21 protein-coding genes and 1 rRNA gene are annotated in these 26,928 nt (G+C 76.3%); 6 read left to right on the top strand and 16 right to left on the bottom strand.

Annotated features, from left to right (window positions below):
* Positions 1-14: 14 nt before the first annotated feature.
* Positions 15-131: ribosomal RNA gene (gene rrf / locus VER05_RS07700) — 5S ribosomal RNA — on the top strand.
* Positions 132-432: 301 nt separating this feature from the next.
* On the opposite strand, the gene VER05_RS07695 is transcribed toward rrf, so the two are convergent.
* The 3 genes from VER05_RS07695 to VER05_RS07685 form a co-directional block, all read right to left on the bottom strand.
* Positions 433-855 carry a DUF1801 domain-containing protein gene (locus VER05_RS07695; RefSeq protein ID WP_324844791.1) on the bottom strand — a complete coding sequence of 141 codons (423 nt, stop codon included), beginning with the start codon at positions 853-855 and terminating at the stop codon, positions 433-435.
* A 42-nt stretch (positions 856-897) separates the two neighbouring features.
* On the bottom strand, positions 898-1,878 hold the full coding sequence (locus VER05_RS07690; protein ID WP_324844790.1) for an aminoglycoside phosphotransferase family protein: 981 nt from the start codon (positions 1,876-1,878) through the stop codon (positions 898-900).
* Positions 1,879-2,002: 124 nt separating this feature from the next.
* A complete protein-coding gene (locus tag VER05_RS07685) occupies positions 2,003-3,013 on the bottom strand; it encodes a saccharopine dehydrogenase (RefSeq protein WP_324844789.1) in 1,011 nt (336 codons plus the stop codon).
* Between the two features lie 56 nt (positions 3,014-3,069).
* Here VER05_RS07685 and VER05_RS07680 point away from each other — a divergent pair, with 56 nt between their 5' ends.
* Positions 3,070-3,696 carry a TetR/AcrR family transcriptional regulator gene (locus VER05_RS07680; RefSeq protein WP_324844788.1) on the top strand — a complete coding sequence of 209 codons (627 nt, stop codon included), beginning with the start codon at positions 3,070-3,072 and terminating at the stop codon, positions 3,694-3,696.
* A 43-nt stretch (positions 3,697-3,739) separates the two neighbouring features.
* Here VER05_RS07680 and VER05_RS07675 read toward each other — a convergent pair whose 3' ends face one another.
* The 9 genes from VER05_RS07675 to VER05_RS07635 all read right to left on the bottom strand — a co-directional run bounded on the left by VER05_RS07675 (position 3,740) and on the right by VER05_RS07635 (position 13,857).
* Positions 3,740-4,609, bottom strand: a complete 870-nt coding sequence (locus VER05_RS07675) for an EI24 domain-containing protein (protein WP_324844787.1) — start codon at positions 4,607-4,609, stop codon at positions 3,740-3,742.
* A 9-nt stretch (positions 4,610-4,618) separates the two neighbouring features.
* The gene (locus VER05_RS07670; protein ID WP_324844786.1) at positions 4,619-6,142 is read right to left on the bottom strand and encodes an MATE family efflux transporter; all 1,524 of its coding nucleotides are present in this window, start codon (positions 6,140-6,142) and stop codon (positions 4,619-4,621) included.
* 170 nt (positions 6,143-6,312) lie between these two features.
* On the bottom strand, positions 6,313-7,023 hold the full coding sequence (locus VER05_RS07665) for a CoA pyrophosphatase (RefSeq protein WP_324844785.1): 711 nt from the start codon (positions 7,021-7,023) through the stop codon (positions 6,313-6,315).
* Complete coding sequence (locus VER05_RS07660; RefSeq protein ID WP_324844784.1) at positions 7,020-7,724, bottom strand: type 1 glutamine amidotransferase; 705 nt, start codon at positions 7,722-7,724, stop codon at positions 7,020-7,022. Before VER05_RS07660 ends, VER05_RS07665 begins: the two co-directional genes overlap by 4 nt.
* Positions 7,725-7,861: 137 nt before the next feature.
* On the bottom strand, positions 7,862-9,316 hold the full coding sequence (locus VER05_RS07655) for a GuaB1 family IMP dehydrogenase-related protein (protein WP_324844783.1): 1,455 nt from the start codon (positions 9,314-9,316) through the stop codon (positions 7,862-7,864).
* 95 nt (positions 9,317-9,411) lie between these two features.
* On the bottom strand, positions 9,412-10,230 hold the full coding sequence (locus VER05_RS07650) for a carbohydrate ABC transporter permease (protein ID WP_324844793.1): 819 nt from the start codon (positions 10,228-10,230) through the stop codon (positions 9,412-9,414).
* Between the two features lie 92 nt (positions 10,231-10,322).
* Positions 10,323-11,504 carry a sugar ABC transporter permease gene (locus VER05_RS07645; RefSeq protein WP_324844782.1) on the bottom strand — a complete coding sequence of 394 codons (1,182 nt, stop codon included), beginning with the start codon at positions 11,502-11,504 and terminating at the stop codon, positions 10,323-10,325.
* A gap of 5 nt (positions 11,505-11,509) precedes the next feature.
* Positions 11,510-12,784 (bottom strand): sugar ABC transporter substrate-binding protein, encoded by a 1,275-nt coding sequence (locus tag VER05_RS07640; RefSeq protein WP_324844781.1) that lies wholly within the window; start codon positions 12,782-12,784, stop codon positions 11,510-11,512.
* 44 nt (positions 12,785-12,828) lie between these two features.
* Positions 12,829-13,857, bottom strand: coding sequence for a LacI family DNA-binding transcriptional regulator (locus VER05_RS07635; RefSeq protein WP_324844780.1), 1,029 nt, complete (start codon positions 13,855-13,857; stop codon positions 12,829-12,831).
* 192 nt (positions 13,858-14,049) lie between these two features.
* Between VER05_RS07635 and VER05_RS07630 the strand changes: the two genes are divergently transcribed.
* From VER05_RS07630 to pflA, 4 genes are all read left to right on the top strand, one after another.
* Entirely contained in the window at positions 14,050-16,119 is a 2,070-nt protein-coding gene (locus VER05_RS07630; RefSeq protein WP_324844779.1) for a glycogen debranching N-terminal domain-containing protein, read from the top strand.
* Positions 16,120-16,288: 169 nt separating this feature from the next.
* The gene (gene dxs, locus VER05_RS07625) at positions 16,289-18,196 is read left to right on the top strand and encodes a 1-deoxy-D-xylulose-5-phosphate synthase (RefSeq protein ID WP_324844778.1); all 1,908 of its coding nucleotides are present in this window, start codon (positions 16,289-16,291) and stop codon (positions 18,194-18,196) included.
* Positions 18,197-18,336: 140 nt separating this feature from the next.
* A complete protein-coding gene (pflB, locus tag VER05_RS07620; RefSeq protein ID WP_324844777.1) occupies positions 18,337-20,604 on the top strand; it encodes a formate C-acetyltransferase in 2,268 nt (755 codons plus the stop codon).
* 113 nt (positions 20,605-20,717) lie between these two features.
* Complete coding sequence (gene pflA / locus VER05_RS07615) at positions 20,718-21,605, top strand: pyruvate formate-lyase-activating protein (RefSeq protein WP_324844776.1); 888 nt, start codon at positions 20,718-20,720, stop codon at positions 21,603-21,605.
* 15 nt (positions 21,606-21,620) lie between these two features.
* On the opposite strand, the gene VER05_RS07610 is transcribed toward pflA, so the two are convergent.
* From VER05_RS07610 to VER05_RS07595, 4 genes are all read right to left on the bottom strand, one after another.
* On the bottom strand, positions 21,621-23,852 hold the full coding sequence (locus tag VER05_RS07610; protein ID WP_324844775.1) for a 3-hydroxyacyl-CoA dehydrogenase NAD-binding domain-containing protein: 2,232 nt from the start codon (positions 23,850-23,852) through the stop codon (positions 21,621-21,623).
* A gap of 340 nt (positions 23,853-24,192) precedes the next feature.
* Complete coding sequence (locus VER05_RS07605) at positions 24,193-25,527, bottom strand: HRDC domain-containing protein (RefSeq protein WP_324844774.1); 1,335 nt, start codon at positions 25,525-25,527, stop codon at positions 24,193-24,195.
* A gap of 86 nt (positions 25,528-25,613) precedes the next feature.
* The gene (locus tag VER05_RS07600; protein WP_246855068.1) at positions 25,614-26,189 is read right to left on the bottom strand and encodes a helix-turn-helix transcriptional regulator; all 576 of its coding nucleotides are present in this window, start codon (positions 26,187-26,189) and stop codon (positions 25,614-25,616) included.
* A 148-nt stretch (positions 26,190-26,337) separates the two neighbouring features.
* On the bottom strand, positions 26,338-26,919 hold the full coding sequence (locus tag VER05_RS07595) for a DUF3000 domain-containing protein (RefSeq protein WP_324844773.1): 582 nt from the start codon (positions 26,917-26,919) through the stop codon (positions 26,338-26,340).
* Positions 26,920-26,928: the final 9 nt, after the last annotated feature.

The following is a 26,928-nucleotide window of genomic DNA, read 5'->3' as shown; positions in this document are numbered from 1 at the left end:
CTGTTCGACAGAGTTACGGCGGTCATAGCGAAGGGGAAACGCCCGGTCCCATTCCGAACCCGGAAGCTAAGCCCTTCAGCGCCGATGGTACTGCACTCGCCAGGGTGTGGGAGAGTAGGACGCCGCCGGACATCATTTCAGGAAGAGCCATCCCTTCGGGGGTGGCTCTTTCTGTTTCCCGGGGTTGTTTCGTCGGCGCCGACCGCGGCCCGTGCTCACCCCCCTCCCTCCCCGAGCCCACACCTCGCCGAGCGGGCCACTCGATGTCCCTTCGCGAGCGTCGGAGGCGGCATCTACTGCCCACTCGGTGACTGCCGTCGCGTTCAGGTTCGTGCGCGCAAGGGTCGGCGGAGCGTTCCGGGCGGTCGGGGGCGGGGAGCGTGCGGGGGCAGGCGCGCACCGGCGAGGCCGGTCAGGGGGTGGCGAGGCCGGTCAGGCTCGGGGGTTCGCGCCGCGGGACTGCCAGCTGCGGGTGAGGATCCGTTCGAGGGCCGCGCCGTCGACGGCGTCCAGGTCCTTCACGTACAGGCACCCCGCTCCCACGGTGTGCGGGCCGAGGACCGCGAGGTCGGCGGCGTGCGGCTCGAACCCGTCCATCAGGTAGAACGTCAGCGCGGTCTTCCGCGGGGAGAAGGCGACCGGCGGCCAGTCGCCCTCGCGGCCCGAGGCGTAGCGGTAGTGCGCCGACCCGAACCCGACGATCGACGGGCCCCAGAGGACCGGGCGCTCGCCGGTGATCCGCTCCAAGGCCTCCCGGGCCCGCGCGGCGTCGCGGCGCCGGCGCTCCGGCTGGACGGCCGCGAGGAACGCGTCGACGTCCGCGTCGGTGGGCACGGTCTTGGGCGAGTCGGGCATGCGCCCATGATGCCGGAGGCGGTCCCCGGTCCGTCCTGCGCGTCAGGCGCCGCGCAGGAGCTCCCCGATCGCGTGGAACCCGCTCGCGGCGATCACCGGGTCGTCGTCGCCGTGCGCGACCAGCGCCGACGCCATCGTGAGGGCCCAGCCGGCGGCCCGGCGCCAGCGGCCCGGGTCGTGCGGTCCGCCGGCGTCGGCGAGCGCGTCGGCACGCTCCCGGAAGGCCGCGCGCCCCGCGGCGTCGAAGGTCAGCCAGGCGGTCGCGAGATCGCACGCGGGGTCGCCGGCCGTCAGGTCGCCGAAGTCGAGCAGGCCGGCGAGCCGACCTTCCGCCGCGACGAGGTTGCCCGGGTGCGGGTCGCCGTGCAGCCACACGGGCGGACCCGGCCACGCGGGGGCGGCCAGCGCGTCCCGCCACAGCGCGTCGAGGCGGCGGCGCGCGGCGACGGTTCCGGCGTCCGGGCCCACCGCACCCGCGCCCACGGCCCCGTCGCCGCCCGCGATCGCCGCCCGGACCGCGGCGTCGAGGTGCCCCGCCTCGAACCGGGCCTCCAGCGCCGCGGACCGCCCCGCGAGGGCACCTCCGCGGAACGGGTTGACCGGGGCGCCCGCGGGGGCGGGCACGTGCAGCGCGAGCAGCGCCTCGGCGAGCTCCGGCGCCCACCGGGTGCGGTCGGCCACCGGCTGGTCGGCGGCGTGCGTCCCGACGATCCACGGGACCACGCTCCACGCCCAGCCGTACCGCGGGCCCGGGCGGCCGATCCGCACGGGGGCGGGCACGGGCACCGGGCAGAGCGCCGCGAGCGTCGGGAGCCACCGCTGCTCGTGCTCGACGAGGTGCGCCGCGGCCTCGCGCCGGGGCAGCCGCACGGCGAGGTCGTCGCCGAGCCGGAACGTCGCGTTGTCCCAGCCGTGGGCGGCCAGCCGCAGCGGGAGCGCCGCGAGGTCGGGGTGCTGGTCCTCGAGCAGCGCGCGCACGAGGTCCGTGGTCAGGTCGACCTCGGCGGGCGGCTTGACGGGCACGGCGGCTCCTCGGGTGCGGCGCGGCGCGCGTCGGGCGGGCGCCCGGGCGGGACGGGCCAGGTTACTCGCCCCGCGGGCCCCGGGGTCGCGCCCCGCGGGCGGGAGGCCGTCGCGCCCGGCCGGGTCACGAGGCGGCCGATACCTGCCCCTGCGCGGCCACGTCGTCGTCGTGCCACGTCACGGCGAGCGGCAGCCCCAGCCCGGCCAGCCCGACGAGGTCCGGCAGGTGGTGCACGCCCACCGGCGCCGTCGAGGCGAGGACCGCCGCCCGGGCCGCGACCGCCGCCGTGGCGGCGGACTGCCCCGTGCCCGTGACGGTCACCCGGGGACCCGAGGCGTCGCGCACCTGCAGCAGCCAGTCCTCCGAGCCGGGCAGGTGCAGCCGCCCCGCGAGCCGGCCCAGCGGCGGCAGCCAGGTGAGCGCGGCGAGGGCGCCGGTGGCGAACCGGGTGTCGGTACCGAAGTACGTGCGCACCGGCCGGCCGAGGGCGCGGGTGAGCGCGTGCTGATCGCTGAAGTCCGTCCGGTACAGGCGTCGCGGGCCGGCCGGCAGGTCGAACCGGGCCCCGCGGGTGTAGCTGCGGACGGCGGCGCCGGGGCGCGTCGTGTCGGGGAAGGTCCGCCCGAGCAGCGACAGGCTCCACGCGGTCGCCGCCGCGCCGTGCGCCTCGCCGGCGCCGAGGACGACCGCGACGTCGAGCGGGCCGGCGGGGGCGCGCCCCGCGGCGGCGTCCCGGTCGGCGACGGCGTGCGCCAGCAGGTTGGTGAGCCCCGGCGCGATCCCGACGCTGAGCAGGACGGGCGCGGCCGGGTCGAGCCGCTCGACGGCGGCGAGGTAGGCGCTGGCCGCGCTGATGTCGACGAACGGCGTCCCGGCGTCGGTGACGGCGCGGACCAGGTCGAGGTCCTCCCGGCCGGCGGCGTTGAGCACCACGTCGGCCCCGGCCGCGGCGCGGGCCACGGCGGACCGGTCCGCCAGGTCGAGGGCCACGTCCGCCCGGCGCGCGTCGCGGCCCGCGGTGCGCGGCGCGTGGCCGGCGGCGCGGAGGTCGGCGGTCGCGCGGGCGCCGACGGCCCCGTACCCGCCGAGGACGAGCACGTGCAGCGGACGGTCGGGGGTGGCGGTGTCGGTCACGGGTGCTCCTCGGGATCGGCTAACTCGTACAGCGGTGTTCGAGATAGTATGCCGACATGCCCTCGACCTCTGACGAGACCACCACAGCGGCCGGGCGGCGACCCGCCCCGCGGGCCGACGCGCGGCGGAACCGGCAGGCGGTGCTGGATGCCGCGCTCGCGCTGTTCACCACCGACCCGACCGCCACCGTCGCCCAGGTCGCGCAGGCCGCGGGCGTGGGTCGGGTGACGCTGTACGGGCACTTCCCGACGCGGGAGGACCTCGTGCGGGCGGCGCTGGACGAGGCGGTCGACCGCGCGCGGCGGGCGCTCGAGGTCAGCGGCGCCGTCGGCCCGGACGGGGCGGCCCCCGCCGGGGATCCCCTCGGCGCGCTCGCCGCCCTGCTCCGGGCCGGCTGGTCCGCGCTCGCCGAGGGGCACGGCGCCGTCGACGCGGCCTGCCGGGTGCTGCCGGCCGGCGAGGTGGACGCGCGGCACGAGCCCGTCGTGGCACCGCTGCGCACGGTGCTCGCGGAAGGACGCGCGTCCGGCGCCGTCCGGGACGACCTCGGCCTCGACTGGCTCGTCGCGGCCGTCTCCGCGCTCGTGCACGCCGCCGCGGAGCAGCGGGCCGCCGGGCTGCTCGACCAGGGCGAGGCGACGCGCAGCCTCACGGCGTCGGTGCTCGCGCTCGTCCGGGCCTGACCGCCCGGCCCCGCCCCGGCGCGAGCCCGCCGTGCCCGACGCGTCAGCGCCGCTCGGTGTCGTCCCCGGTCGGCACCGGCAGGGACGCCGCCCCGGCTGCGCGCGCCGGCCCGGGCCCGCCCGCCACCGGCGCCGACGCGCCGGGCACCCTCGCGCCGGGCGCCCCGCCCGCCACGCGCGCCCCCGCGCCCCGCGGCAGCACCGACTGCGCGAGCAGCGTGGACCCGGCCACCGCGGCCGGCATCGTCGCCACCGCGCCGCCCGGCACGAGGAAGCACAGCTGGGTCGCGACGCCGAACCCGAGGGCCCGGGTCCGGTGCGCGCGCAGCAACGCGTTCCGCTCGCGGCGGGACAGGCCCCGGGCCACGAGCGCGCGGGAGGACAGCTCGTGCGCCAGCACCCAGCCGGTGAGCACGACGCCCGCGAGCCACCCCAGGGCCGTGCCGACCAGCGGCACCAGCCCGAGCAGCCCGGCGACCGCGGCTGCGACCAGGCCCCGCGCGACCAGCGCCACGCCGTCGGCGGCGCCGCGCCACACGCCGGTCGAGCCCTCGGGCACGGTGCCGGTGGTGTCCTGCTCGACGGCGCGCCAGATCCGGTCGTAGAACGGCTCGCCGACCGCGAGCGTCAGCGCGGTGAACGTGACCACGACCAGCACGACGGAGCCGACGAGGACCACGCCCTGCGCGGCGAGCTCGGCGGCGCGCTCCCAGCCGGGGGACCAGCCGTCCGCGAAGGGGGTGAGCGCGTCGCCGACGGCACCGAGGTTGGCCACGAGGGCGATCAGCGCTGCCAGCACGACGGCGCCCACGATCACGGCGGGGATCAGGCCGCGCGCCATCGTGCCCGGTCGCCGCCGCCACCAGGACCAGCCGCCGCCGAGCAGGCGGGCGCCCGCGAGGAACTCGTGCATGCGGCCAGCCTAGGTCGCGGGGACGTCGTCCCGCCGCCGGAGCGCGTCGTCCGCCGGGCCGACGGGGTTCGGGACGCCCGCCCCCGCCGCCACGTCGCCCGCGGGCAGCGGCACGACCGCGTCGACGACCATCGACCCGTCCGTCGGCCCCTCGACCGGCACCGGCACCGGCGTCGCCCCGACCCGGTCGAGCGGCGCGATCGGCTGCCGCCCGAGCGCGCGGTGCGCCCGCAGGTACGCCGGCACGAGCAGCACCACGGCGCCGGCCCAGGCGAGCGGGTTGCCCCACACGACTCCGACGAACCCGAACGCCGCGCCCAGCACGACGGCCGCGCCGACCCGCATCGCCAGCTCGATCACGCCGGTGAGCGTCGGCACGCCGGTGCGGCCGAGCCCCTGCAGCGCGCCGCGGAGCACGAACAGCACGCCGAGGATCGCGTAGAGCGCGGCGTTGATGTGCAGGAACCGGGTCGCCATGCCGACGACCTCCGCGGCGCCGTCACCGACGAACAGCCGGACCAGCGAGGCGCCGGACGCGAACAGCACGACGCCCAGGACCGCCGAGCCCGCGACCGCGAGCCAGGTCGCCTGCACGACGCCCTGCCGGATGCGGTCGGGGCGGCCGCCGCCGAGGTTCTGCGCGACGAACATGGACACCGCGAGGCCGAGCGACTGGAGCAGCGCGACGGCGAGGCCGTCCACGCGCGCCGCGGTCGTGTAGGCCGCCACGGCGTCGGCGCCGAGGGTGTTGAGCCGCACCTGCACGGCCAGCGTGCCGATCGCGATGATCGACGCCTGGAAGCCCATCGGCAGGCCGAGGCGCAGGTGCTCGGCGAGCTCGGCGCGGGGGACCCGCCAGTCGGCGCGGTGCACGTGCAGCACCGGCACCCGCCGGCGCACGTACTCCAGGCAGAGCAGGACGGACAGCGCCTGCGAGACCACGGTCGCGAGGGCGGCGCCGCCGACGCCGAGGCCGAGCGGCCCGACGAGCAGCACGACCAGCACGACGTTGAGCACGCACGCGAGGGTGAGGAACCACAGCGGCGTGCGGGAGTCGCCGATCGCGCGGATGACCGCGGCGAGGAAGTTGAAGAACATGAGCGCGCCGGCGCCGAGGAAGCTCACCTGCGCGAAGGTGGTGGCCTCCGCCATGAGCGACGACGGGGTCTGGAGCAGGGCGAGCGCCGGGCCGGCCAGCAGGGGCGCCCCGACCGTGAGCAGCACGCTGGTCGCGCCGGTGAGGATCGTGCCCGCGGCGACCGAGCGGCGCACGGCGGCGGCGTCGCGGGCGCCGAACGCCTGGGCGGTGGGGATGGCGAAGCCCGAGGTCATGCCCCAGGCGAACCCGAGCAGCAGGAACAGCAGGCTGCCCGTCGCGCCGACCGCGGCGAGCGAGTCGACGCCGAGGTGGCGGCCGACGACGACGGCGTCGGCGAACTGGTACAGCTGCTGGACGACGTTGCCCACCAGCAGGGGGACGGCGAACACGAGGATGACGCGCCAGGGACTGCCGGCGGTCAGGACCTTGGCCATGACGAGAGTGCTCCGGGGCAGGGCGGGGGTGGGTGGGGACCGGTCGAGCGGGAGGGGACGGGCGCCGGTCGAGCCGTCGCGCCGCGGCACCGATCGTATCGTTTCGACGGTCGTTGACCAGAGGGTTTTCCGGGCGATTCCACCCGTTCGACGGTCCGCTGCGGCCGACGTCACACCGGCGCGGGCACCGTCCGGCCCTCGTCCCACGGCACGGCCCACCCGACCGCGTCGAGCAGCCGGTCGAGGATGAACGCGGTGAAGCCCCAGACGAGCACGCCGTCCGCGTCGAACGCCGGCCCGCGCCACTCGTGCCCGCCGCGGCGCAGCACGGTGGTGACGCGGCGCGCGGGGTCCACCAGGTCCGCCACCGGGACCCGGAACACGTCGACGGTCTCCGCCGGGTCGGCCGCCGCGACGGCCGAGGGGCGGTCCCACCACGCGAGCACGGGCGTGACCAGGTTGCGGCTGACCGTGACCGGCAGCAGCGGCAGCGTGCCCAGCACCCGCACGCCGGACGGGTCGAGACCGGTCTCCTCCCGGGCCTCGCGGAGCGCCGCGGCCTCGGGCCCCGCGTCGGTCGGGTCGATCCCGCCGCCGGGGAACGACACCTGGCCCGGGTGGTGGCTCAGGGTGGGGGAGCGCCGGGTCAGCAGGACGTCCAGGTCCGCCGGCACCGCGGGGTGGTCCGCGCGCGCGTCCGCGGCGTCGAGGACGCCGAACAGGACCAGGACCGCCGACCGCCGGACGGGCCGGGCGTGCGCCGCCTCCCGCCCGGGCGGCGGGGCGTCGAACGCCCGCTCGGGGTCCGGGGCCCACACCGGCCGCTCGGCGCACAGCGCGACCAGGTCGGCGAGCGCCCCGGCGCCCGGCCCCGCCGTCACGCCCGCTCCCGCACGGCCGCCGCGAACGACGCCAGCCCCAGGTCCGCGCCCGGCCGCAGCGCGGCGAGGTGCTGCCGCGAGCCGAGCCGGATCGCGGCCACCTCGTCCGGGTCCAGGTCGGCGACCATCTGCGGGGTCGACAGCCACAGGTCGAGCACCGTCGGGTCGACCTCGAGGTGGAACTGGGTGCCGACCGCCGAGCCGGCGCGGAACGCCTGCACCGGGGTCGCGTCGGTCGAGGCGAGCAGCGTCGCCCCGGCGGGCAGGTCGACGGCGTCCGAGTGCCAGTGCAGCACGGTCGGCCGCGGGCCGGCGGGGGCGAGCAGCGGGTCGTGCGCGACGACGTCGACCGGCGCGAACCCGATCTCGGTGCCGTGCCGGCGGTGCAGGGGCGCGCCGAGCGCGAGCGCCAGCAGCTGCATCCCCAGGCAGACCCCGAGCGTGGGCAGGCCGGCGTCCACGGCCTCCGCGAGCAGCCGGCGCTCGGCGGCCAGGCCGGGGTGGCCGGCGTCGTCGTCCGCGTCCTGGGGGCCGCCCATGACGACGAGGCCGGCCAGGTCGGCCACGGCCGGCAGCCGGGGCGCGGGGTCGTCGAGCACGGTGCGCGTCGTGATCGGGAGGCCGTCGAGCGCGCGGGCGACGAGGCCCGGCCCCTCGTGCGCGACGTGCGTGAGGACGAGGACGGGACGCGGCTGGCTCACGGGGCGACCCTAACCGGTGCGCCGCGCGCCGCCCGGCGGGACGCCGACGGGCCCGGTCCGGGGCGTCGCACTCCGGGCCCGGGCCCGTCGGTCAGCGGGTCACGCGCCGCCGCCACCGGGGCCGCGCCGCGCGCCGGTCACCACCCGTCGGGCAGCGGCCGGCCCTCGTCGTAGCCGGCGGCGGACTGGATCCCCACGACGGCGCGCTCGGCGAGCTCGTCGAGCGAGGTCGCCCCGACGTACGTGCAGGAGGACCGCACGCCGGAGGTGATCCGGTCGACGAGGTCCTCGACGCCGGGGCGCTCGGGGTCGAGGTACATCCGCGAGGAGGAGATGCCCTCCTCGTACAGCGCCTTGCGCGCGCGGTCGAACGCGGACCCGCCGCGGGTGCGGGCGGCGACGGCGCGGGCCGAGGCCATGCCGAAGCTCTCCTTGTAGAGCCGGCCGCTGCCGTCGGCGTGCAGGTCGCCGGGCGACTCGTGCGTGCCGGCGAACCAGGACCCGACCATGACCTGCGACGCGCCGGCGGCCAGCGCGAGCGCGACGTCGCGCGGGTGCCGCACGCCGCCGTCGGCCCAGACGTGCTTGCCGAGCTCGCGGGCGGCGGCGGCGCACTCGAGGACGGCGGAGAACTGCGGCCGCCCGACGGCGGTCATCATGCGGGTGGTGCACATGGCGCCGGGGCCGACGCCGACCTTGACGATGTCGGCGCCCGCGGCGATCAGGTCGCGGGTGCCCTCGGCGGTGACGACGTTGCCGGCGACGACCGGCACCCGCGGGTCGAGCGACCGCACGGCCTCGAGGGCGTCGAGCATCTTGCGCTGGTGGCCGTGCGCGGTGTCGACCACGAGGACGTCGACCTCGGCGTCGAGCAGCGCGGCGGCCTTGCCCTTGACGTCGCCGTTCACACCGACGGCGGCGGCGACGCGGAGCCGGCCCTGCGCGTCGAGCGCGGGGGTGTAGATGGACGACCGCAGGGCGCCGACCTGGGTCAGCACGCCGACGAGCCGCCCGTCGCGGACGACGGGGGAGAACTTGCGGCGCGAGCCGTGCAGCCGCTCGAACGCCGCCTCCAGGCCGGCGGTCCCGCCGGACTCGACGACGGACAGCTCGACGGTCGTCGGGTCCCCGGACATGACGTCGGCGATCTGGGTGAACCGGTCGACGCCCTCGCAGTCGGCGGGCGTGACGACGCCGACCGGCCGGTCGCCCTCGACGACGACCGCGGCGCCGTGCGCGCGCTTGCCGATCAGGGTGAGCGCGGTGTGCACGGTGTCCTGCGGGGACACCACCACGGCGCTCTCGACCACGGTGTGCTTGGCCTTGACGGACGCGACCACGTCGGCGACGACCTCGGTCGGCACGTCCTGCGGCAGCACCGCCAGGCCGCCGCGGCGCGCCACGGTCTCGGCCATCCGGCGGCCGGCGACCGCGGTCATGTTGGCGACGACAACCGGGATGGTCGTGCCGGTGCCGTCGGTCGACGACAGGTCGACGTCGAAGCGGGAGGCGACCTCGGACCGCGACGGGACGAGGAAGACGTCGCCGTAGGTGAGGTCGGAGGAGGGCTGGTGCCCGGGCAGGAAGCGCATAGGTGTGTTCCCCTTTCCGCCCGATGCTACCGGGGACCGCGCGGCCACCACCCGCGGACCGCGGGACCCCGCACCGGGGCCCCGCGGGACGCGCACTACTCCTTCACAGCGCCGGCGCTCTGGTTCATGATCCGCTTCTGGAACACGAAGAACAGCACGGCGACGGGGATGGTCATGATCGCCGCGGCGGCCAGCTTGAGCGGGTACTGGGTGCCCTGGGACAGCTGCCCGGACGCGAGCTGCGCGACGCCCTTGGTGAGCGTGACGAGCTGCGGGTCCTGGGACGCCACGATGAAGTGCGACAGCTCGTTCCACGAGCCCTGGAACGACAGGATCACGATGGTGACCAGCGCGGGCCGGGCCATCGGCAGCACGACCGACCAGAACACCCGGAAGGTCCCGGCGCCGTCCATGCGGGCGGCCTCCTCGACCGACGGCGGGATGGACTCGAAGAAGTTCTTCATGATGAAGATGCCGGCGGCGTCCGCGAGCAGCGGGATGATCAGGCCCGCGAACGAGTTGTAGATGCCGGCCTGCTTGATCACGAGGAACTTCGGGATGAGCAGCACGACGTTCGGCACGGCCATGACGGCGACGAGCCCCGCGAACACCAGCCCGCGCCCGCGGAACCGCAGCCGCGCGAGGGCGTACCCGGCGAGCGAGTTGATGAACACCCGCCCGATCGTCACGACGACGGTGACGATCACCGAGTTCCGGAACCACAGCGGGAAGTCGGAGCGGAGGAACAGCCGCTCGTAGGCCGCGGTGGACCAGGTCTGCGGGACGAGGGAGATCGCGTTCTGCGCGGCCTCGGCGTCGGTCTTGAACGACGTCGCCACCTGGATGAGGAACGGGTAGACGTACAGGATCGCGAGGACCACGAGCACCGCGTAGGTGAAGGACGTCGCGAGCATCCGGCGCCGGCTGCGGCGCGGGCGCGGGGCGGTGCCCCGGCCGGTCGGCCCGGACGTGCCGCGGGACGGTCCCCGGGTGACGGTGGCGGCGGTCATCGGTCGCTCCCGGTCGTCGACGTGGCGGTCGTGGTGCCCGCGCCGGGCCCGCCGGTCGCCGTGGCGGTCCCGGCGACGGCGGCCGGGGGAGCGGGCGGGGTCCGGTGGAACCGCTTGCGGCGGGGCACGCCCCGCTCGCGCAGCACGACCCGCTGCAGGACGGTGAGCAGCACGATGATCGCGAACAGCACGAACGCGATGGCGGCGCCGCGGCCCCACTCGTTGTTCTGGAACGCCGCGGTGTACGACAGGTACGCCGGCGTCAGGGTGGTCTTGGCGGGCCCGCCCTGGGTGCCGGTGTAGATCTGGTCGAACACCTGCCAGGTGCCGATCAGGCCGAGCGTCACGACGGTGAACACCGTCGGCTTCAGCATCGGCAGCGTGACCCGGAAGAACCGCTGCCGGGCGTTCGCCCCGTCCATCAGCGCGGCCTCCTCGACCTCGTGGGACACGGCCTGCAGCGCCGCGAGGAACAGCAGCATGAAGGTGCCCGAGGTGGTGAAGATCGCCAGCAGGATGAACGCGGTCATCGCCACCGAGGGGCCCGCGGCCCACTCCCACAGCGAGATGCCGAGGAACCCGTGCTGCGCGAGCGCGGCCGGCGCGGCGTCGACGCCGACGGTGCCGAGCAGCAGGTGGATCACGCCCTGCGGGTCGTTGAACCAGTTGGGCCCGGTGATGGACAGCTTCGCCAGGATCGCGTTGATGGTGCCGGAGGCGGAGAACAGGAACAGCCAGAGCACGGTGATCGCGACGGACGACGTCACCGACGGGAAGTAGAACGCCGTCCGGAAGAAGCCCTTCCCGCGCAGGGCGGCCCGGTTGACCATCGTCGCGAGGAACAGCGCGAGCGCGGTCTGCAGCGGGACGACCAGCAGCACGTAGTAGGCGTTGTTGCGCATCGCCGTCCCGAAGTCCTGGGTGGCGAGGCCCCCGCCGAGCAGCAGCCGCCGGTAGTTGTCGAGCCCGACGAAGCCGACGTCGGAGGACAGCGGGCTGCCGCGCCCGGTCCAGTCGGACAGGCTGACCCAGAGCGCCATGAGCACGGGCACGACGAGGAACAGCCCCAGGATGACGAGCATCGGGGTGAGGAACAGCCACCCCGACGCGGCCTCGCGGCCCCGGGAGGACCCGGGGCCGCGACGCCGGCGGCGGAGCGGCACCGCCAGACTGGTCATCGGTGTCAGGACGCGTTCTCGTCGAGGACGGCCTGCAGGTTGGTCTGCACCGAGCCGAGGATGGCGGCCGGGTCGCCGGTCTTCAGGCCCTCGAGCTGGGCGTTGAAGTCGGTGATGACGTCCGCGGCGCCGCGGGCGTTGACGACGTTCTGCGCGAAGTCGGCCGAGTCGATGAACGCGGTCATCTCCGGGAACAGCTCCTTCCAGCCGTCGGCGGCCGACTGCACGGACGGCATGACGCCGAACGCCTCGGAGAACGCGAGCTGCTGGTCGGTGGCGGTCAGGTACTGCACGAGGTCGACGGCGTCGGACTGGCTGGACGAGTCGGCGGCGACGCCCCAGCAGTTGGTGAACTGCAGCGTGCCCTGGCCGGCGGGGCCGGCGGGGAGCTCGACGACGCGGTAGTCGACGTCCGGGTAGTCGTTCTCCATGGCGCCGGTGATCCAGTTGCCCTCGATCGTCATCGCGGCGGCGCCGGTGCCGAACGCCTCGCCGCCCCAGCCGGTGCCGAGGTCGGCGGCGTAGGCCGCGGAGCCGGAGGCGAGCAGCTGCTGGACGTAGGTGAGGCCCTCGACGTTCTCGGCGGAGTCGGCGGTGGCCTCGGTGCCGTCCTCGCTGACCAGCGTGCCGCCGGCCTGGGCGAGGAACGCGCCGACGCGGGCGTACTCGCCGGAGAAGCCGAGGCCGACCTGGTCGCCCGTGGTGAGCGTGCCGGCGACGTCGGTGAGCTGGTCCCAGGTGGTCGGGACGTCGGCGTCGGTGAGCCCGGCCGCCTCCCAGGCGGCGGTGTTGATGATCAGGCCGAGCGTGGAGAAGTCCTTCGGCGCGCACACGAGCTGGTCGTCGTAGGTGAACTGCTCGACGAGCGACGGGTAGAAGTCGTCCGCGTTGTCGAGCTCCGAGCCGTACGGGTACAGCGAGCCGTTGGCCGCGTAGGTCTGGAACTGGTCGGCGCTGACGTAGAACACGTCGGCCGGGTCACCGGACGCGAAGCCCTGGCTGAGCTCCTGGGTGAGGTCGGAGGCGACCTGGACCGTCGCGTCCACGCCGGACTCCTCGGACCACGCGGCGACGGCGGCCTCGACCGCGTCGGTCTCCGCGTCGCCGGACGAGCCGATGAGGATGCTGAGCGAGCCGCCGCCCTCGGTGGAGGCGGCGTCGGCGCCGTCGTCCTCGAAGCCGGAGCCGCCGCCGCAGGCGGACAGGGCGAGGACGCCGGCGCCGATGACGGCGGTGGGCGCCAGGAGGCGCCGTCCTCGCGCGGGGATGCGGTGCTGCATGGGGGTTCTCTCCTTCAGGGGGTGGTGCACGGAGGGCGGGGTGGTCAGGGGGTGCGGCTGGACGCCCGCTCGACGAGGTGCGGGGCCAGCAGCACCTCGCGGCTGCGGGTCCCGCCGGTGCCGTCGAGCTGGTCGAGCAGCAGGTCGAGGGCGCGCTGGGCGGCCTCGGAGAGCGGCTGGGCGACGGAGGTGAGGCCGACGGCGGCCGCCACGGGGGTGTCGTCGAAGCCGACGACCGCGAGCGTCGTACCCTGGCTGCGGGCGACGGTCAGCGCGCCGAGCGCCAGGGAGTCGGAGGCGCACACCACGGCGGTGGGCGCGGCGTCCGCGAGCACCCGCTCGATCGCCTGCGCGCCGGCCGCGACGCCGTCGGGGACGCGGGCGTGCAGCCGGCGCAGGAGGCCGCCGTCGTGCCCGGCGTCGACCATCGCGGCCGCCCAGCCGGCGGCGCGGTCCTCGCCGACGTCGGAGCCGTCGGGCCAGCCGAGGTAGGCGATCCGCTCGTGGCCGAGCCGGCGCAGGTGGGCCACGGCGGCGCGGGTCCCGGCGGAGCCGTCGACGTCGACCCACGGGTGCGCGGCGGCGTCCTCGGGTCGCGCGCCCCACGGCCGGCCGAAGGTCACGAACGGCACGTCGCGCTCGGCGAGCCAGGCGGCCCGCTCGTCCTCGCGGTGCGTGCTGGTCAGGACGAACGCGTCCAGGTCGGCGGTGTCGAGCAGCTCGCTGTACTGGGCGATCTCGCCCGCGTCGTCGTGCGCGGTGAACAGCATGACCCGGTAGCCCCGCGCCTGGGCGCTCTCGGTCAGCGCGTGCAGGAACCGGTCCAGCACCGCGCCGTTGATCCCGTCGTGCACCGGCTCGAGCCGCAGCCCCAGGACGCGGGACCGGCCGGTGCGCAGCTGGCGGGCCGCGGAGGAGGGGCGGTAGCCCAGCGCGTCGATCGCGGCGCGGACCCGGTCGGTGGTGTCGGCGCGCACCAGGTGCGGCGCGTTGAGCACGTTCGACACGGTCTGGCGGGACACCCCGGCGCGCTGGGCGACGCTCTCGAGCGTCGGCCTCGTCGTGGCGTCCATGGGTGCTCCCTCGCGTCGGTTCCTGTGCATATGATCGTTCCAAGTCGCGATTGGAACGCTCAAACCGTCGCCCCTAGAGTTGCCAGCGCCCCCGGGCCTGTCAAGCCGGACGGGGCCGCCCCGGGTCACGATCCGGTCTCGGCGGACCCGCCACCCGACCACCGCACACCCCTGCAGAACGACGAGGTACCCATGGAGCTCCAGCCCCTGCTGCACGACCTGCTGGTCGCGATCCACGCACCCACGCAGGCGTGGTCGGCCGCGGACGGCCAGATCGGCCTGGCGGACGGCCGCGGCGCCCAGGGCGTCTACCACGGCGACGTGCGGGTGCTGTCCGGCGCACGGCTGACCGTCGGCGGCGTCGCGCCCGAGGCGGTCGCGTCGGGGGCGGACGGCCCCGGGCGCGCCCGGACGGTGCTGCTCGCCCGCTCGGTCGACGGCCCCGGCGCGGACCCGACCGCCCGCCTGGAGCGGCTGCGGGAGGTCGTGCCGGGGCGCGTCACGGAGACGCTGACGCTGTCCTGCTCGACCGCGGAGCAGGTGGCCGCGCGACTCGAGGTGGCGCTGCGCCCGGACGGCACGCCGATGGACTGGATCAAGTCGGGGTCGCCGGTGCAGGGCGCCCCGGAGCCGCAGCGCACCGCGGGCGGCGCGCGCTGGCAGGCTGACGCCGACGTCGCCGCGGTGCTCGCCGCCCCCGGCGCGGACGTCGCGGTCGACGCCGACGGCACGGTGCGGCTGGCGTGGGACGTGACGGCCGCGAGCGGCGAGCCGGTGCAGGTCGCCTGGACCCTCGACGTCACCGACGCCGCCGGCCCGGTCACCGCCCCGCGCCGCGCGGAGCCGGAGTGGCAGCCGCTGGAGGTCGAGGCGGCGGACCGCCGGCTGCCCGCGCTGCTCGACCAGGCCCTGGCCGACCTCGGCACGCTGCGGCTGAGCGCCCGGTTCGCGCCGGACGACGTGTTCCTCGCCGCGGGCGCCCCGTGGTTCTTCACCCTGTTCGGCCGGGACTCGATCTGGGCGGCCCGGATGCTGCTGCCGCTCGGGACCGAGCTCGCCGCGGGGACGCTGCGCACGCTCGCGGCGCTGCAGGGGACGATGACCGACCCCGCGACCGCCGAGCAGCCCGGCAAGATCCTGCACGAGGTCCGCCGCGCCGAGCTGTCGATGCCCGGCGAGGGCACGGTGCTGCCGCCGGTCTACTACGGCACAGTCGACGCCACGCCGCTGTGGGTCTGCCTGCTGCACGACGCGTGGCGCTGGGGCATGCCGGCCGAGGAGGTCGAGGCGCTGCTCCCGGCCATGGAGCGCGCGCTGGCCTGGATGTCCGACCACGGCGACTCCGACGGCGACGGGTTCCTCGAGTACGTCGACGAGACTGGCTCCGGCCTGGCGAACCAGGGCTGGAAGGACTCCGGCGACTCGGTGCAGTGGAAGGCCGGCGGGCTCGCGACCGGCCCGATCGCGCTCGCCGAGGTGCAGGGCTACGCCCACGAGGCCGCCGTCGCCGGCGCGGCGCTGCTGGACGCGTTCGGCCGCGAGGGCGGCGACCGGTGGCGCGCGTGGGCGGCGGCGCTGGCCGAGCGGTTCCGGGCGGCGTTCTGGACGTCGGACGACCGCGGGGCCTACCCGGGCATCGCGCTGGACGCGGACAAGCGCGTGGTCGACACGGTGACGTCGAACATCGGCCACCTGCTCGGCACCGGCCTCCTGTCCGCCGAGGAGGAGGCGACGGTCGCCGCCCGGCTGGTCGGCGACGACATGGACTCCGGCTACGGCCTGCGCACGATGTCGACGGAGTCGGCCGGCTACTGGCCGCTGCGCTACCACGGCGGTGCGGTGTGGCCGCACGACACGGCGATCGTCGTGCAGGGCCTGGCCCGCGCCGGGCACGCCCGCGAGGCGGCGGCGCTGGCGGAGGGGCTGCTCGCGGCGGCGCAGGACTTCGACCAGCGGCTGCCCGAGCTCTACGGCGGCGACGCCCGGGGCACCGTGCCGCGCGCCGTGCCGTACCCGGCGGCCTGCCGCCCGCAGGCCTGGTCCGCCGCGGCGTCGGTGTCCGTGCTGGGCGCGGCGCTCGGGCTCGCCCCCGACGTGCCGGGCGGCCGGCTGACCGTCGCCCCGCCGGTGCCGTCGCCGCTGGGCGCGGTCGCCGTGCGCGGGCTGCGCCTGGGCGGCGCGCCGCTCGCGGTGCGGGTCGGCGCGGACGGCTCGGTGCAGGTCGAGGCCGAGGCCGACGTGGCGGTGCACCTGCGGTCCTGACGCGCGCCGCGCGGCGGTCGCACGGGAGCCGCGCGGCGGCCGCCCGGGCCGCCGCGCGGGGGTCGCCGCCGGTCGCGGGCACGTCGCCCGCGACCGGGGCGACCCCGCCCCGTAGGGTGGGGTCCTCTCGTGCGCGGGCCGCGCGGACGACGGCGACGGGCGGTGGGACATGGGGCTGCTGGACCGGATCGGGTCCCCGGCCGACCTGCGCGCGCTCAGCGCCGGCCAGGTCCGCGCGCTGGCCGCCGAGATCCGCGGCTACCTGGTGGACCAGGTCTCCCGCACCGGCGGCCACCTCGGGCCGAACCTGGGCGTCGTCGAGCTGACGATCGCGCTGCACCGGGTGTTCGAGTCGCCGCGGGACACGCTGGTCTTCGACACCGGCCACCAGGCGTACGTGCACAAGCTGCTGACCGGGCGGCAGGACTTCGCCCGGCTGCGCCGCCGCGGGGGGCTCTCGGGCTACCCGAGCCGCGCCGAGTCCGAGCACGACGTGGTCGAGAACTCGCACGCGTCGACGGCCCTGTCCTGGGCGGACGGCATCGCGCGGGCGAACGCGCTGGCCGGGCGCGCGGACCGGCACGTGGTGGCCGTGGTCGGCGACGGCGCCCTCACCGGCGGCATGGCCTGGGAGGCGCTGAACAACATCGCGGACGGCTCGGACCGCCGCCTGGTGGTCGTCGTGAACGACAACGGCCGGTCCTACGCGCCGACGATCGGCGGGCTCGCGCTGCACCTCGACGCGCTGCGCACCACCCGCGGGTACGAGACGGTGCTGTCCTGGGGCAAGAGCGCGCTCAAGCGGTCCGGCCCGCCGGGGCGGATGGCGTACGACGCGCTGCACGGCCTGAAGAAGGGCATCAAGGACGTCGTCGCCCCGCAGGGGATGTTCGAGGACCTCGGCCTCAAGTACGTCGGCCCCGTCGACGGCCACGACGAGGCGGCCGTGGAGTTCGCGCTCCGCCGGGCGCGGTCGTTCGGCGGGCCGGTCATCGTGCACGTCATCACCGAGAAGGGCCGCGGCTACACGCCGGCCGAGCAGGACGTCGCGGACCGGTTCCACGCGGTCGGGCAGATCCACCCGGAGACCGGCCTGCCGGTCGCGCCGTCGCGGTTCGGCTGGACCGGGGTGTTCGCGGACGAGATCGTCCGGATCGGCCGCCGCCGCCCCGACGTCGTCGCGATCACCGCCGCGATGCTGCAGCCGGTGGGCCTCGCGCCGTTCGCCGAGGCGTTCCCGGGGCGCACGTTCGACGTCGGGATCGCCGAGCAGCACGCGGTGACGACGGCCGCCGGGATGGCGTTCGCCGGGCTGCACCCCGTGGTGGCCGTGTACGCGACCTTCCTCAACCGCGCGTTCGACCAGGTGCTGATGGACGTGGGCCTGCACCGCGCGGGCGTGACGTTCGTGCTGGACCGCGCCGGGCTCACCGGCGACGACGGCGCCTCGCACAACGGGATGTGGGACATGGCGCTGCTCGGCGTCGTCCCGGGCCTGCGGCTGGCGGCCCCGCGGGACGAGGACACGCTGCGGGCGGCGCTGCGCGCCGCGGTGGACGTCGACGACGCCCCGACCGTCGTGCGGTACCCCAAGGGCGCGCTGACCGAGGCGCTGCCGGCGGTCGACGAGGTGGACGGCGTGGACGTGCTGGCGCGGCACGGGGGCGGGGCGGCCGGCGGCGCCGTGCCCGACGCGGGCGCGCGGTCCGTGCTGGTGTGCGGGGTCGGCGCGATGGCGCGCACGGCGCTCGCGCTGGGCGAGCTGCTGGCGCAGCACGGCCTGCGGGTGACGGTCGTCGACCCCCGGTGGGTGCTGCCCGTGCCGGCGGCGCTCGTGAAGCTCGTGGGGGAGCACGACCACGCGGTGACGATCGAGGACGGCGTGCGCGAGGGCGGCGTCGGGTCGGCGCTCGGGCTGCGCGCGCGGGACGCGGGCATCCCGACGCCCGTGCAGGCGTTCGGGGTGCCGCGGCGGTACCTCGAGCACGCCAGCCGGGACGAGCTGCTGACCGGGCTGCGGCTGACCGCCCCGGACCTCGCGCGCGACGTGCTCGCGGCGCTCGGCGCGACCGCCTGACGGGACCTCGGTCCGCGACGTGAGCACCGTCACGCGGCCGTCCCGCGCCCCTGACGAGGGCGGGGGACCTCGGTCCCAAGACATCCCATGACCTCGTGAATAGCGTCGCAAGTACGACGCACTCAGCGAGGGAGCTTCAGATGTCCACCACCGCAGTACCCACGACCGGGTCCGACGCCACCGCGCCGGCCTGGGACGGTTTCGTCACCGGACCCTGGTGTGACGGGATCGACGTCCGCGACTTCATCCAGCGCAACTACACGCCGTACACCGGCGAGGCCGACTTCCTCGCCGGCCCCACGGACCGGACCACCGGCATCTGGGCGAAGCTCAGCGCGATGTTCCCGGCCGAGCGGGACAAGGGCGTCTACGACATCGACAACCACACCCCGTCGACGATCGTCTCGCACCCGGCCGGCTACATCGACCAGGAGAACGAGCTGATCGTCGGCCTGCAGACCGACGCCCCGCTCAAGCGCGCCATGATCCCCAACGGCGGGTGGCGCATGGTCGAGAAGAGCCTCGAGACCTACGGCTACGACGTCGACCCCGAGGTCGCCAAGATCTTCACCACGTACCGCAAGACGCACAACGACGGCGTCTTCGACGTGTACCCGCCCAACGTCCGGGCCGCGCGCTCGTCGCACATCATCACCGGGCTGCCGGACGCCTACGGCCGCGGCCGCATCATCGGCGACTACCGCCGCGTCGCCCTCTACGGCGTGGACGCGCTGATCGAGGCCAAGCGCCTCGAGCGGCACGAGATGGACATGGAGCCGTCGGTCGAGGACGTCATCCGCGACCGCGAGGAGAACGCGGAGCAGATCCGCGCGCTCGTCGAGCTCAAGCAGATGGCCGCGTCCTACGGCTACGACATCTCCAAGCCGGCGACCACCGCCCGCGAGGCCGTGCAGTGGCTGTACTTCGCGTACCTCGGCGCCGTGAAGGAGCAGAACGGCGCGGCGATGTCGCTCGGCCGCACCTCGACCTTCCTCGACGTGTACCTGCAGCGCGACCTCGCGTCGGGCGCGATCACCGAGGAGTTCGCGCAGGAGCTGATCGACGACTTCGTCATCAAGCTGCGCATCGTCCGGTTCCTGCGGACCCCGGAGTACGACCAGCTGTTCTCCGGCGACCCGACCTGGGTCACCGAGTCGATCGGCGGCATCGGCGAGGACGGGCGCCCGCTCGTCACCAAGTCGTCGTTCCGGTTCCTGCAGACGCTGTACAACGTCGGCCCGGCCCCGGAGCCGAACCTGACCGTGCTGTGGAGCAACCGGCTGCCCGAGGGCTTCAAGAAGTTCTGCGCGCAGGTCTCGATCGACACCTCGGCGATCCAGTACGAGTCCGACGACCTGATCCGCACCTCCTGGGGCGACGACGCGGCGATCGCCTGCTGCGTGTCCCCGATGCGGGTCGGCAAGCAGATGCAGTTCTTCGGCGCCCGCGTCAACATCGCCAAGGCCCTGCTGTACGCGATCAACGGCGGCCGCGACGAGGTGTCCGGCAAGCAGGTCGCGCCGGTGTCCGCGCCGGTCGAGGGCGACGTCCTGGACTACGAGGACGTGGCGGCGAAGTACGACAAGCTGCTCGACTGGCTGGCCGAGACCTACGTCGACGCGCTGAACTGCGTGCACTACATGCACGACAAGTACGCGTACGAGCGGCTCGAGATGGCGCTGCACGACCGGCAGATCCTCCGGACCATGGCCTGCGGCATCGCCGGCCTGTCGGTCGTGGCGGACTCGCTGTCGGCCATCAAGTACGCCAAGGTCACGCCGGTGCGCGACGAGGACGGCCTGGTCACGGACTACGTGATCGAGGGCGACTTCCCGAAGTACGGCAACGACGACGACCGGGCCGACGACATCGCCGTGGGCATCACCAAGGCGTTCATGGAGAAGATCCGGCAGCACAAGACCTACCGGAACGCGCTGCACACGCAGTCGGTGCTGACCATCACGTCGAACGTCGTCTACGGCAAGGCCACGGGCAACACCCCCGACGGCCGCCGCGCCGGCGAGCCGTTCGCCCCGGGCGCCAACCCGATGAACGGGCGCGACTCGCACGGCATGCTCGCCTCCGCGATGTCGGTCGCGAAGCTGCCGTACTCCGAGGCGATGGACGGCATCTCGCTCACCTCGACGGTCGTGCCCTCGGGCCTCGGCCGCACCAAGGAGGAGCAGGTGGCGAACCTGGTGGGCCTCATGGACGCGTACAACGTGTCCTCCGGCTACCACCTCAACGTCAACGTGCTGAACCGGGACACCCTCGAGGACGCCATGGAGCACCCCGAGAACTACCCGCAGCTCACCATCCGGGTGTCGGGCTACGCCGTGAACTTCGTGCGGCTGACCCGCGAGCAGCAGCTCGACGTGCTGTCCCGGACGTTCCACGGCGGCATCTGACGCCGGTGGGCACCGCCCGGCCCGGGGGAGCAGCCCCGGGCCGGGCGGCCCGCCACCCGCACGACCCGCAGGACCCGTACCACCCAGCAGGACCCCGCGAGGAGGTCGCGACCATGAGCAGCAGTCAGTCCGTCGTCGGCGAGGGCGGCGCCCCCGTCATCGAGCTCGGCCTGCCCGTCACGGGCGGCTCGCACGAGCGGTCGACGGCCGGCACGGCGGGCCTCGCGGTCAGCGACGCGGAGCGCAGCGCCAAGTTCGCGCAGATGCGCGCCGGCGAGCTCGGGTCGCTGCACTCGTGGGAGCTCGTCACCGCGGTCGACGGCCCCGGGACCCGGCTCACGACCTTCCTGGCGGGCTGCCCGCTGCGCTGCCTGTACTGCCACAACCCGGACACGATGGAGATGCGCCGGGGCGAGCCGGTGCTCGCCGAGGAGCTGCTGCGCCGCATCAGGCGCTACGTGCCCGTGTTCGCGGTGACCGGCGGCGGGCTCACCATCTCCGGCGGCGAGCCGCTCATGCAGCCCGCGTTCGTCGCGCGGCTGCTGCGCGGGGCGAAGGAGCTCGGCGTGCACACCGCGATCGACACCTCCGGGTACCTGGGCGCGCACTGCTCGGACGCGATGCTCGCCGACATCGACCTGGTGCTGCTCGACGTGAAGTCGGGCATCCCCGAGACGTACAAGCGGACCACCGGCCGCGACCTGCAGCCGACGCTCGACTTCGGCCGGCGGGTCGCCGCCAGCGGCACCGAGATCTGGGTCCGGTTCGTGCTGGTGCCCGGGCTGACCGACGCGCCGGAGAACGTCGACGCGGTCGCCGACTACGTCGCCTCGCTGTCGACCGTCAGCCGCGTCGAGGTGCTGCCGTTCCACCAGATGGGGCGGGACAAGTGGCAGAGCCTCGGCATGGCGTACGAGCTGGAGGACACGCAGCCGCCGAGCCCGGAGCTCGTGGCGCGGGTGCGGCAGCAGTTCCGGGACCGCGGGCTGACGGTGTTCTGAGCCGCCGCGCGGCCGTCAGGCGGCCGTCGCGCTCGCGTCGGCGACGCCCGGCGGCAGCAGCCGGCGGCCGAGCACGCGCTCGGACCAGCCGGTGCGGTCCAGCCAGGGGCAGATCCCGCCGAGGTGCGCGGGCCAGCCGGCGCCGAGCAGCATCGCCAGGTCGACCTGGTCGGCGGACGGGACGACGCCCTCGTCGAGCAGCGCGCCGATCTCCTCGGCCAGCCCCCGCGCGACCCGGTCGAGCACCGCGGCCTCCTGCTCCGCGCGCGTCCCGCCGGCCGCCGGCGCGCCGAACGCGTCCTGGATCGCCGGGTCGACGACGGGCAGGCCCGCGGGCCCGGGGGCCGCGACGGTGCGGCCCTGCTCGACGAGCGCGTCCAGGCCGGGCGACCGCGGGTAGCGGTCGCCGAGCTCGTCGTGCAGCGTCACGAGCACGTGCCGGGCGACCGGCAGGCCGACGAGCTGCAGCAGGGCGAACGGGCTCATCGGCAGGCCGAGCGGGCGCAGCGCGGCGTCGGCGGCCTCGACCGGCGTGCCGTCCTCCACCGCGCCGAGCACGTCGGCCAGCATCCGCAGCAGCACCCGGTTGACGACGAAGCCCGGGCGGTCGGTGGTGCGCACGACGGTCTTGCCCGCGCCCCGGGCGACGTCGACCGCGGTGGCGAGCGCCGCGGCGTCCGACGACGAGGTCGCGACGACCTCGACCAGCGGCATCTGGGCCACCGGGTTGAAGAAGTGCAGCCCGACGACGCGCTCCGGGTGCGCGAGGCCCTCGGACATCGCGGTGACGGACAGGGCGGAGGTGTTGGTGGCGAGCACGCAGTCCGGGCGGACCAGGGTCTCGACCTCGGCGAACACCGCGCGCTTCACGTCGAGCACCTCGGTGACGGCCTCGATGACCAGGTCGGCGTCGGCGAGGTCGGCCAGGTCGGTGCCGACCCGGACGCCGTCGAGCAGGGCACGCCCCGCGTCCTCGGCCAGCCGGCCGCGGGACACGGCGGACTCCACGAGGTCGCGCACGCGCTCGCGGCCCGCGGCGGCGCGCTCCTCGTCCACCTCGCGCATCGCGACCGGGACGCCGAGCCGCGAGCCGAGCAGGACGGCGAGCTGCGCGGCCATCAGCCCGGCGCCGACGATGCCGACCCGGCGGACCTCGCGCGGCGCGGCGTCGTCCGACTCGGCGCGGGCGGCGCGCCGCGCGCCCCGGCCGGTGAGCTCGGCGGCGTAGAGGGCCGCGCGGGCCTCGTCGGAGGCCAGCAGCCGGGACAGGGCCTCGTCCTCCGCGCGGAACCCCGCGTCCCGGTCGCGGTCGCCCGCGCGGGCCAGCAGGTCGAGCACGTGGGCGTAGGCCGGGGCGGCGCCGTGCAGCCGGGCGTCCAGGGCGGTGGCGGCGCGGGCGAGCGGGTCCGGGTCGCCCTCCGGCACCGGCGGCACGGTGGCGGCGCGGCGGTCGGGGGATCCGGCGCGCAGCACGCCCGCGGTCCAGGCGAGCGCGGACTGCTCGAAGCCCTCGACGGGCAGCACGGTGTCGACCAGGCCGAGCTCGAGCGCCTGCTCGGCCGTGGTGAGCCGGTTGGTGGCGAGCGGGCGGAGCACGGCCAGGTCGACGGCCGCCGGCAGCCCGACCAGCCGGGGGAGCAGCCAGCAGCCGCCCCAGCCCGGCACGATCCCGAGCGACGCCTCGGGCAGCCCGATGCTCCGGACGCCCGCCGCCGCGACGCGGTGGTCGCAGTGCAGCGCGAGCTCCAGCCCGCCGCCGAGCGCGTGCCCGGTCAGCCAGGCGAACGTGGGGACCGGCAGCTCGCCGAGCGGGCGCAGCGCGGCGTGCCCGGCCTCGGCGAGCGCGCGGGTCTGCGCCAGGCCGTCGAGGCGCCGGGCGACGGACAGGTCGGCGCCCGCGACGAAGCAGCCCGGGCGGCCGGTGACGGCCACGGCGGCGATCTCGCCGGCCTCGGCGCGGGTGCGCACGGCGGCCAGGGCCTCGCGGAGCACGGTGAGGCCGCGGGGGCCGAGGGTGGTGGGGCGGCGCTCGTCGGTCGCGGTGAGCGTGAGCAGGGCCAGCACGCCGGCGCCGTCCGGCAGGTCGACGTCCCGGGCGGTGACGCGCAGGACGTGGTCGTCGGCCTCGGCGGGCAGGGCGCGGTCGGCGGGTGCGGCCGCGGGCGTGCCGGCGGGGGTGTGCGCACCCGCGGGCGCGGGGTCGCGCGGGGCGGACGACGGGGACGGCTCGGTGGCGGCGTGGCGCATGCAGCACTCCCTGGGGACGACGGTGTCCGGTCGGAACACCCGCGACCCTAACGCCGGCGGTGCGCGCTGTCGCGGTGCGTGGCCGACGGCGCGCCGCGCCCCCGCAGGTCAGCGCCCGCGCGGGGCCTCGCGCCGCGCGGGCGGCACGCGCTCGTCAGCCGCGCCGACGCGCGGCCCGGCACACCGCCTCTCCCTGCGACGCCCGCACGCCGACGCCTACGCGACGCCGAGGGGACAGGAAACGTGTCGAGTGCCTATCCCGTGGATAGGCACTCGACACGTTTGGTGTGCACTCGACGAGCGGGCGGGGGCGCCGCGCGCCAGCGGCGCGCGGGGGCCGTCAGGCCGGGGTCGCCACCGCGGCGAACGCCTCCGCCAGGCGCGGGGCCAGCAGCCCGACCTGCCACGGCCGCGCGCCGCCGGCGGCCAGCCGCTCGGCGAGGTGCGGCTCGTCGGCCGGGGTCGGCGGGGCCCAGCACACCCGGCGCAGCAGGTCCGGCTGCAGCAGGTTCTCGGCCGGCACGGTGTGCGCCTCGGACAGCTCGGCCACCACGGCGCGCGCCGCGGTCAGCCGGGCCGCGGCGGCCGGGTCCCGGTCCGCCCACGCGCGGGGCGGCGGCGGGGCGTCGGTGCGCGGGCCGCGGCTGCTGGGCAGCTGGTCGTCCGGGAGCTGCAGGCCGGTGTCGATCGCCCGCTGCCACAGCGCGGCGCGCCGGCGGGTGCCCTTGCCCGAGAACTGCGGCAGGGCGACGAGCTGCGGCACGGACCGGGGGAGCGCCTGCGCGGCGGCCACGATCGCGGCGTCGGGCAGCACCCGGCCCGGGGAGATGTCGCGCTGGCGGGCGTTCTCGTCGCGGGTCTCCCACAGCGAGCGGACGACCGCGAGCCGCCGCGGGTCGCGGATGGCGTGCACCCCGGACACCCGGCGCCACGGCTCGACGCGCGGCGCGGGCGGCGGGGCGAGGCGCACGGCCTCGAACTCCTCCGCGGCCCACTGCGCCTTGCCCGCGACGGCCAGCCGCTCGGCCAGCACCTCGCGCAGCTCGACGAGCACCTCGACGTCGAGCGCGGCGTACCGGAGCCACTGCTCGGGCAGCGGGCGGGTGGACCAGTCGACGGCGGAGTGCTCCTTGGCGAGCCCGAGGCCGAGCAGCTCGGCGACGACGGCGGCCAGACCGACCCGCTCCAGCCCGAGCAGCCGGGCGCCGAGCTCGGTGTCGAAGACGCGCGACGGGCGCATGCCCTGCTCGGCGAGCGCGCCGAGGTCCTGGGACGCGGCGTGCAGCACCCACTCGACGCCGACCAGGGCGTCGGACAGCGGCGACAGGTCGGGCAGCGCGACCGGGTCGATGAGCGCGGTGCCCGCGCCCTCGCGGCGCACCTGCACCAGGTAGTTGTGCTGGCCGTAGCGGTAGCCGGACGCGCGCTCGGCGTCGACGGCGACGGGGCCGGTGCCCGCGCCGAACGCCTCGACCACGCGGGCGAAGGCCTCAGGGGTGTCGACGACGGCGGGCACGCCCTCGGCGGGCTCGGTCAGCGGGACGACGGCGGGGGCCTCGGCGGGCTCGGGGAGACCCGCCGGCGCGGTCGCGTCCGCGGGGACGTCGGGGTCGGCGCCGGCCGGGGCGCTGGTCTCCTCGGCCGGGGTACCGGCCGGGTGCGGGACTGACTGCATGGGACAACCGTAGGCCGTCGGGGCGCCGCTCCCGGTCCGGCGCGCAGGGGCGGCGCCCGGTGCGACGTCCGGCACAGTTGCCGCCGTCAGGCGAGCAGGCCGGTGCGGATGGAGATGGCGACGAGCGCGGCGCGGTCGCCGGTGCCGAGCTTGCGGGAGATGCGCGCGAGGTGGCTCTTCACGGTGAGCGCGGACAGGCCGAGCTCGTCGCCGATGGCGCGGTTGCTGAACCCGTCGGCGACGAGGCGCAGCACGCTGAGCTCGCGCGAGGTGAGGTCGGGGCGGGTGCGCGCGAACGGCGACGGGACCGCGCCCGGGGCGGCGCCGGGCTGGCCCACCGTGGCGTTGGGCTCGGTCGCGACCGCGCCGCGCAGGCCGCCGGTCAGCAGGCCGACCAGGTCGCGGCGGCCGGCGCGGCGGGCGAGCAGGATGACCCGGCCGGAGCCGCGGCGGCGCAGGTTGCGCACGAGGGTCTGGCCGTCGCCCTCGGCGAGCTCGGTGACGACCACGCACATCTGGCCGAGCGGCCGCCGGCGCGGGTCCGTGCCGGTGCCGGCGCCCTGCGAGCCGGGGCGGCGCGCCTGCGTGGCGACCGCGCCCGCGCGGGCGCCCGGGACGCCCGGCGCCAGGCCGGTGCCTCGTCGAATCGGCTCGATGCTCACTGCGGTGCCCCCTTGACGGTCCAACACTTGCCCCCTCTATCGGCCCGCCGCCCCGGTGTCTTGAGCAGATCGGGTGACATCGTGACCCGCCCGTGACCCGGTTGTCACGGGTGCCTGCGCCCCGGGACCCCCGCGGGCGGCCGCGAGGTCAGTGCCGTGGTCCCAGCGCGACGACGCCCTCGGGCAGCGGCGGCAGCCCGGCGACCGTGCACAGCAGGGTGCTCCACGCGCGCAGGTGCGGGGCCAGGTCCTCGTCACGCGCCGTCCAGGAGGCGCGCAGCTCGAGCTCGCAGAGCTCCGGGCGCTCGTCCAGGGCGCCGAACGACTGGGACAGCACGCGGGTCACGGTGCCGCCGGCCGCGCGGGCGTCGACGCCGGCGGACGCGAGCGCGTCGGAGAACCAGCTCCACGCGACCTCCGCCAGCAGCGGGTCCTGGCCCACCTCGGGCTCGAGCGTCGCGCGCACCAGGGTCACGAGCCGGAACGCCCCGTCCCAGGCCTCCTGGCCGGCGGGGTCGTGCAGGACGACGAACCGGCCGGAGGCGAGCTCCTCGGCGTCGGGGTCGCGGCGGCCGCTGCGGACGTCCGCGACGAGGGCCGCGGTGTACGGGGCGATCCGCGCGGGCCCGGGCGCCTCCTCGAGGGACACCTCGGGCCGCAGGGTGACGCCCCGCAGCGACCGCAGGGCGCGCAGGAACTCCGGTGGCGCGTCGCGGGGGCCGGTGCTCACAGCGCCGAG

The organism is Cellulomonas sp., from assembly GCF_035634735.1.
Taxonomy (GTDB): domain Bacteria; phylum Actinomycetota; class Actinomycetes; order Actinomycetales; family Cellulomonadaceae; genus Cellulomonas.
This window is presented reverse-complemented; position numbering and strand designations above follow the sequence as displayed.